A 7,329-nucleotide genomic window follows, 5' to 3' on the forward strand; every position below is an offset into this window, starting at 1 on the left:
GGCCGGCAGCGCGTCCTCGTCTTCCTTCTTCAGCTCCTTGAGCGGCTCTTCGCCCTTGGCCTTGCGGCGGATGTTCTCCAGGGCCAGTTGCTTGCCCTCGATCTCATCGTGGCGGGCACGGCGGTCCTGTTCGTTGAGGCTGACGGTTTTCTCGCTCATCAGCTTCTGGGCCAGGGCCAGGCGGTCGCGGATGTAAGTGAACTCGGCATCCTTGGCGCTGCGCGCTTCATGCTGCGCCTTGAGCTGGGCCAGGTACGGCTTGAACGGGTCGGCCGCAGGCTTGACCACCGGGCGGATGGTGTCCCACGGCATGGCCTCGGGCAGGGCGCTCTCGCCGATTTCCTTGGTGTCGATGATCGACGGGTAGTCGATGTCCGGCAGTACGCCCTGGTGCTGGGTGCTCTGCCCGGAAACCCGGTAGAACTTGGCCAAGGTCAGTTTCAGCTCACCATGGTTGAGCGGCTGAATGGTCTGCACGGTGCCTTTGCCGAAGGTCTGGCCACCGATGATCAGTGCGCGGTGGTAGTCCTGCATGGCGCCGGCGAAGATCTCCGAGGCCGAAGCCGAGAGGCGGTTGACCAGCAGTGCCAGCGGGCCTTTGTAGAAGGCGCCCGGGTTTTCGTCCTCGAGCACGTCGACGCGGCCGTCGCTGTTGCGTACCAGCACCGTCGGGCCCTTGTCGATGAACAGGCTGGTCAGCTCGGTGGCTTCCTGCAGGGAGCCGCCGCCGTTGTTGCGCAGGTCGATGACCACGCCGTCAACTTTCTCTTTTTGCAGTTCGGTGAGCAGTTTCTTCACGTCACGCGTGGTGCTCTTGTACTCCGGATCTCCGGCACGGTAGGCCTTGAAGTCCAGGTAGAAGGCCGGGATCTCGATGATGCCCAGCTTGTAGTCACGGCCATCCTGCTTGAGCTTGAGCACCGACTTTTTCGCCGCCTGCTCTTCAAGCTTGACCGCCTCGCGGGTGATCGAAACGATCTTGCTGGTCTGGTCGCTCGGGGCATTGCTTGCCGGGATGACCTCCAGGCGTACCACCGAGCCTTTCGGGCCGCGGATCAGCTTGACCACTTCGTCCAGGCGCCAGCCGACCACGTCGACCATTTCCTTGTTGCCCTGGGCCACGCCGATGATCTTGTCGGCCGGGGCTACCTGCTTGGTCTTGGCCGCAGGGCCTGCCGGCACCAGGCGCACGATCTTGACCTGGTCGTTGTCGCTTTGCAGCACCGCGCCGATGCCTTCGAGCGACAGGCTCATGTTGATGTCGAAGTTTTCCGCGTTGTCTGGCGACAGGTAATTGGTGTGCGGGTCGTAGGACTGGGCGAAGGTGTTGATGTAAGCCTGGAAGATGTCTTCGGCACGGGTCTGGTCCAGGCGCGCGAGCTGGTTCTTGTAGCGCTTGGTCAGGGTTTCCTGGATCTGCTTGGGCTCTTTGCCAGCGATCTTCTGGCGCAGTACTTCGTCTTTCACGCGTTTGCGCCACAGGTCGTCAAGCTCGGCCTGGTTCTTCATCCACGGGGCGTCCTTGCGGTCGATCAGCAAGGTTTCCTTGGCGGTGAAGTCGATCTTGTCGACGCCCTTGTTCAGCTCGGCCAGGGCAAAGTCCAGGCGCTGCTTGACGCGGTCGAGGTAGCGTTTGTAGATGGTGAAGCCAGGGTCGAGGTTGCCGCTTTTGAGGAAGTCGTCGAACTGCGTCTTCCACTTGTCGAATTCGGCGATGTCGGCTGCGGTGAAGTAGCTGCGCGCCGGGTCCAGCAGCTTGATGTAGCTGTCGTAGATGATCACCGAGCGGGCGTCATCGAGCGGTGGCTTGCTGTAGTGATGGCGCTTGAGCAGCTCAACCACGTTGAGGCTGGCGACGATTTCGTCACGGTCCGGCTGCAGGCTGTCCCACTTGTTGGCGGCCGCCGCATTGCCGCCGAGCGTGAGGCTGCCCAGGCCGATCATCAGGGCCAGGGCGGTGCTAGGTAGGAAATGCTTCATGCTGATTCGACGTGGAGGCAATTGATCACGCATAGTAGGCCGTCTTTTCCGTTGCCGGTTCCATGGAGCCGGGCAAATACTGCAAAAAGCCTGGGGTAAGCGTCCCCAGGCCCAGTCATGATTCAACTATGGAGGCACTGTGAAGGCATTGCAAGGCGTTGACGGACATGTGGAGTGGGTCGAGGCCGAACGCCCGGCCCTTGACGCCGGCCAAGTACGCATTCGCGTGGCGGCTGCGGGGCTTAACCGCGCCGACCTGTTGCAGATGAAGGGCCTGTACCCGCCACCACCTGGCGCCAGCCCGTACATGGGCCTGGAGTGCGCCGGGGTGATCGAGGAAGTGGGCCCGGGCGCCGACTGGCGCATAGGCGACCGGGTGTGTGCGCTGCTGGCCAGCGGCGCGATGGCCGAGGAAGTGGTGGTGGATGCCCGCCATGTGCTGCCGGTGCCCGAAGGCCTGAGCCTGCACGAAGCGGCGGCGCTGCCCGAGGTGTACGCCACGGCATGGTTGAACATCTTCCAGTTGGGCGCCGTCAAGGCGGGCGAGAAGGTGCTGGTGCACGCCGGTGCCAGTGGCGTTGGCTCGGCGGCTATCCAGCTGTGCAAGGCGTTTGGCAACCCGGTGTATGTCAGCGTTGGCTCGAAGGACCGCTTGGCCTATTGCCAGGCCCTGGGCGCTGCCGGCGGTGTGGTACGTAACGAGAACCTCGAAGCGCTGGAAGGTCTGGGGCCATTCGACGTGATTCTCGACCCGGTCGGCGCCAGTTACGGGCCGCTCAACCTCAAGTTGCTGGCGCGTGACGGGCGCTGGGTGATCATCGGCCTGATGGGCGGGCGCACGTTCGACCTCGACCTGGCGCTGGTGCTGGGCAAGCGCCTGGAGATCACCGGGTCGACGCTGCGTAACCGTGATGATGGCTTCAAGGCCGAGTTGCTGCGCGAGTTGCTGCAGCAGGTGTGGCCGTTGTTCACCGAAGGGCGTTTGTCGCCGCAGTTGGTGGACACCTACCCGGTGGAATTTGCCCAGGCGGCCTATGCCGAGCTGGAGAGCAACCAGGTATCGGGCAAGCTGGTGATGGTGATCGATCCGAGTCTGGTTTGAGATTGCTGGGGGCTGCAAAGCAGCCCCCATGGTCCTCAAGCCCAGCTCAAGATAGGCCACCCATTGATCTGGGCATGTTCGCGCAACACCGCATCCGGGTTCACCACATGCGGGTGGTCCACCTTCAACAACAGCGGCAAATCGTTGCGCGAATCAGAATAGAAACTCGCCCCCTCCAGGTTCTCCTGTTCCTGATCCAGCCATTCCAGCAAGCGGGTGATCTTGCCCTCGCGGTAGGTGAGCACGCCGTGGGTCTTGCCGGTGTACACCCCGTTCACCGCCTCCAACTCGATCGCCAGGTACTCGTCAACCCCAAGCCGAGCCGCAATCGGCCCAACCAGGTGCGTGCCCGAGGCGGAGATGATCAGGACACGGTCGCCACGCTTGCGATGCTCGGCAATGCAGCGGCAGGCGTCGCCGAAAATGATCGGTTCGATGACGTCTTCCACCCACGGCTGCACCAGGTGTTCAACCTCTTCCAGGGTGCGCCCGGCAATGGGCTCCAGGCTGAAGGCCATGTAGTCCTCCATCTGCAGGTGGCCCTTGCCATAGGCCTCCATCAGCTCATGATCGCGGCGCAGGAATGCCTTGCCGTCGACCCAGCCCAAGCGGGCCATCTGCTCGCTCCACAGCGAGGCGCAGTCACCGTGGATCAAGGTTTCATCCAGATCGAAAATTGCCAGTGCCATTGTTGCAGTCTCCTAGGCCACTTCACGTAACGCCGTGGGGTCGATCGACAAGGATACCCGCTGGCCGTCCGCATGCAGGTCGGCGGACGAGCGGTTGAGCACGTCGACCACCAGTTCCACGTCGCGCACCCGCACCCGGTAACGGATGACGTTGCCCAGCAGGCTATGGCTGTGCACTTCACCGTCCAGCTCGCCATTCAGGCCCAACGTGATGGATTCCGGGCGGATGGCCAGGCGGTTGGCCACCGGGCGTTGCAGCAGGCGGCTGGCGCTGTCTGGGTCGAGCAGGTTGTAGTTGCCGATAAAGCCCGCGGCGAACAGGTCCACGGGGGCGGTATACAGGGTTTCGGCATCGCCGCTCTGAACGATGCGGCCCTGGTTCATCAGGAAAATGCGGTCAGACATGGTCAGCGCTTCTTCCTGGTCATGGGTGACGAAAATGGTGGTCAGCCCCAGTTCACGCTGGATGGCGCGGATCTGTTCACGTAAGTGCTTGCGGATGCGCGCATCCAGCGCTGACAGCGGCTCGTCGAGCAGTAGCAGGCGCGGGCGGGTCACCAGCGAACGGGCCAGGGCCACGCGCTGGCACTGGCCACCGGACAACTGGTGCGGGTAGCGCCCGGCGAAGCTGCCCAGCTCCACCAGATCCAGCACCTCACGCACCCGGGCAAGGCTTTCGTCGGCCTTGACCTTTTGCATGCGCAGGCCAAAGGCGACGTTCTGCTCCACGGTCATGTTGGGGAACAGCGCGTAGCTCTGGAAGACCATGCCGATGCCGCGCTTTTGCGGGCTCAGGGGCACGATGTCCTGGCCATCGAGCAGAATGCGCCCGCTGTCCACCGGGGTCAGCCCGGCGATGCAGCGCAGCAATGTTGACTTGCCGCAACCGGACGGGCCGAGCAGGGTGACGAATTCGCCGCGTTCGATCTGGCAGTCGATATTTTCGAACACCGGGGTGCCGGCATAGCGTTTGTGCAGTTGCTGTACGCTGACGAAGCTCATGTCAGGTCTTGTCCTTGTTCAGGCGGTTGGCGACCCAGGTGAGTACCAGCACGAAGGCGAAGTACGAGATCACCAGCGCGCTGTTGAAGTGGCCGCTGCTGTTGCGCATGTTGTTCAGGTACACCTGCAGGGTCTCGTAGCGGGTGCCGACCAGCAGGTTGGCGAACACGAACTCGCCGAACAAAAACGAGAACGACAGCAACAGGGCCACCATCAGGCCTTTGCGCAAGTTCGGCAGCACCACCAGGAACGCCGCCTGCCAGGTGCTGGCCCCGAGCAGTTGGGCGGCGTCCATCAGGTCGCGCAGGTTGATCGCCTGCAGGTTGTTGGTGATCGCCCGGTACATGAATGGCAGGGCGATGGTGAAGTAGCAACCGATCAGGATCCACGGCGTGCCGACCATGGCCATCGGCCCGCTGCCGTACAACTGCAGCAGGCCCACCGATGACACCACCGGCGGCACCGCGAAGGGCAGCAGGATGAGGACGTTCATCAGCGCGTCGAGTTTGGGGAAGTGGTAGTGCACCACGAACAACAGCGGCAGGATCAGCACCACCGACAGCATCAGCGCCCCCACGCACACCAGCAGCGACTGGCCGAAGGCGGCCAGGAAGCGCGGCTCGCTCCACAACGCCACGTACCACTTCAGGGTCAGCCCGCTGGGTAGCAGGCTGGCCGACCAGCTGGTCGCCAGGGAGTAGAGCAGGGTGCCGGCCAGTGGCAGCAGCATGACCAGAAACAGCAGGTACACCACCATGCGGTGGTAGAGGTTGGCATTGGCATCAGCGCGCATGGTAGCTCCTTTTCAGCAGCCATTGATGAACCACCGTGACCAACGTCATCAGCGCCACCAGCACCATGGCCAGGGCGCTGGCCAGGTTGGGGTCGAGGCTGATGTCACCGGCCACCAGGCCGGCGATGCGGATCGTCAGCACGTTGAAGTTGCCGGTGGTCAGCGCATAGACGGTGGCGTAGGCACCCAAGGCATTGGCCAGCAGGATGACGAAGGTGCCGAGCAGCGCCGGGGTCAGCACGGGCAGGCCGATATGCCGCCAGTACTGCCAGTGGCTGGCGCCAAGCAGCGCGGCCGACTCACGCCAGTCTTCACGCAGGGCGTCGAAAGCGGGGTACAGCAACAGCACGCCCAAGGGGATCTGGAAGTAGGTGTAGACCAGGATAAGCCCGGTCTTGGAGTAGATGCTGAAGTCTTCCAGCAGGCCGATCTGCTTGAGCAGCAAGGTCAGGGCGCCGTTGAAACCGAGCAGAATGATGAATGCAAACGCCAGCGGCACGCCGGTGAAGTTGCTGGTCATGTTGGCGAAGGCGCTGACGAAGTCGCGCAGGCGTGAATCCACCTGGCGTAGCGAGTAGGCGCCGAGGGTAGCGATGACGATGCCGAACAGGCTCGACCAGAAGCTGATCTCCAGGCTGCGTTGCAGGGCCTGCAGGTAGAACTTCGAGGCGAACACCTTGCTGAAGTTCTCTACACCCCAACCCGCTTCCGACTGCACGCTGTTGATTGCCACCCAGGCCAGCGGGGCGATCTGGAAGATGACGAAGAACACGGCGAACGGCAGCAGGCAGAGCAGGGCAAGGTAACGGCCGCGATGGCTGGCATTCACTTGAGCAGCTCCCGGCACACCGATTTGTCGTGGGCCACGCCGAGCAGTTCGCAGAGGGTCCCACACAACTCGGTTTGCAGCGGTTTGGCAGCAGGGTCGAGGCTGAAACCCTCGCCAAAGACGAACAGCGGGACCTCGCGTTCCTCGGCCAGCAGGCCGTTGTGCGAGCGGTCGTTGTTCATGCCGTGGTCGGCGGTGACCAGCACCTGGTAACCCTCTTCGAGCCAGCGCGGCAGGTAGTCGGCCAAGAGAATATCGGCACTGCGCGCCGCGTTGCGGTACTGGCTGCTGTCCAGGCCATGGCGGTGGCCGACGTCATCAATGCTCATCGGGTGCACCAGTAGAAAATTCGGTGCGTGACGGCGGCGCAGGTATTCGGCATCGGCCAGCAAGTGCGAATCGGGGTAACGGTCGTCCCAGTAGAACAGCCCATGCTGGATCGGCAGCTTGGGCGCATGGGTGTGGCGATCGCGCTGGGCGTCGAAGGGCGAGCGGTTGTACAGCTCGCTCATCCAGTGATAGGCCGCCGCCGCCGTGCCCAGCCCCGCTTCGCGGGCGTAGTGGAACACGCTGCGCTGGTTGGACAAGCGGTTGACGTTGTTGTGCACGATACCGCTGTCGATCGGCGATACGCCGGTGAGGATGCACTCGTACAGCGGGCGCGACAGTGACGGCAGCTCGCATTCAACGCGGTACAGCGCGGCTCGATCGGCCTCGACGTAGGCATGCAGGTGGCCCATGGCATGGTGGGCGACCTGGTGGTTGAGGCCGTCGAGCAGGACCAGGATGACGTTGTGTTGCATGGTGGCTCCAGTCAATAACCGCGTTGCCTACTTCGCGGGGCAAGCCCGCTCCCACAGGTGCACCACAGGGCTCAAGGTTGTGGTGACTCTGTGGGCGCGGGCTTGCCCCGCGAAAGGGCCGGTGGAGGCGC

7 protein-coding genes are annotated in these 7,329 nt (G+C 63.3%); 1 reads left to right on the forward strand and 6 read right to left on the reverse strand.

Annotated features, from left to right (window positions below; genetic code table 11):
• On the reverse strand, positions 1 to 1,980 hold a 1,980-nt coding region (locus NP534_RS24595), incomplete at its 3' end, for a carboxy terminal-processing peptidase (protein WP_274100439.1).
• 139 nt (positions 1,981 to 2,119) lie between these two features.
• On the opposite strand from NP534_RS24595, the gene NP534_RS24600 reads away from it, so the two are divergent.
• Positions 2,120 to 3,082, forward strand: a complete 963-nt coding sequence (locus tag NP534_RS24600) for an NAD(P)H-quinone oxidoreductase (RefSeq protein ID WP_274100440.1) — start codon at positions 2,120 to 2,122, stop codon at positions 3,080 to 3,082.
• 35 nt (positions 3,083 to 3,117) lie between these two features.
• On the opposite strand, the gene NP534_RS24605 is transcribed toward NP534_RS24600, so the two are convergent.
• From NP534_RS24605 to NP534_RS24625, 5 genes are read right to left on the reverse strand one after another with little or no spacing between them, the layout of a single operon-like run.
• A complete protein-coding gene (locus tag NP534_RS24605; RefSeq protein ID WP_186654614.1) occupies positions 3,118 to 3,771 on the reverse strand; it encodes an HAD family hydrolase in 654 nt (217 codons plus the stop codon).
• A 12-nt stretch (positions 3,772 to 3,783) separates the two neighbouring features.
• On the reverse strand, positions 3,784 to 4,773 hold the full coding sequence (locus NP534_RS24610) for an ABC transporter ATP-binding protein (RefSeq protein WP_274100441.1): 990 nt from the start codon (positions 4,771 to 4,773) through the stop codon (positions 3,784 to 3,786).
• Position 4,774: 1 nt separating this feature from the next.
• Complete coding sequence (locus NP534_RS24615; protein WP_274100442.1) at positions 4,775 to 5,566, reverse strand: ABC transporter permease; 792 nt, start codon at positions 5,564 to 5,566, stop codon at positions 4,775 to 4,777.
• Positions 5,556 to 6,395 carry an ABC transporter permease gene (locus NP534_RS24620; protein ID WP_274100443.1) on the reverse strand — a complete coding sequence of 280 codons (840 nt, stop codon included), beginning with the start codon at positions 6,393 to 6,395 and terminating at the stop codon, positions 5,556 to 5,558. The genes NP534_RS24615 and NP534_RS24620 overlap by 11 nt, the downstream gene beginning before the upstream one ends.
• Entirely contained in the window at positions 6,392 to 7,198 is an 807-nt protein-coding gene (locus NP534_RS24625) for an alkaline phosphatase family protein (protein WP_274100444.1), read from the reverse strand. Before NP534_RS24625 ends, NP534_RS24620 begins: the two co-directional genes overlap by 4 nt.
• Positions 7,199 to 7,329: the final 131 nt, after the last annotated feature.

The sequence above is a fragment of the Pseudomonas sp. 39004 genome (assembly GCF_028682155.1).
In the GTDB taxonomy this organism is placed as follows: domain Bacteria; phylum Pseudomonadota; class Gammaproteobacteria; order Pseudomonadales; family Pseudomonadaceae; genus Aquipseudomonas; species Aquipseudomonas capeferrum.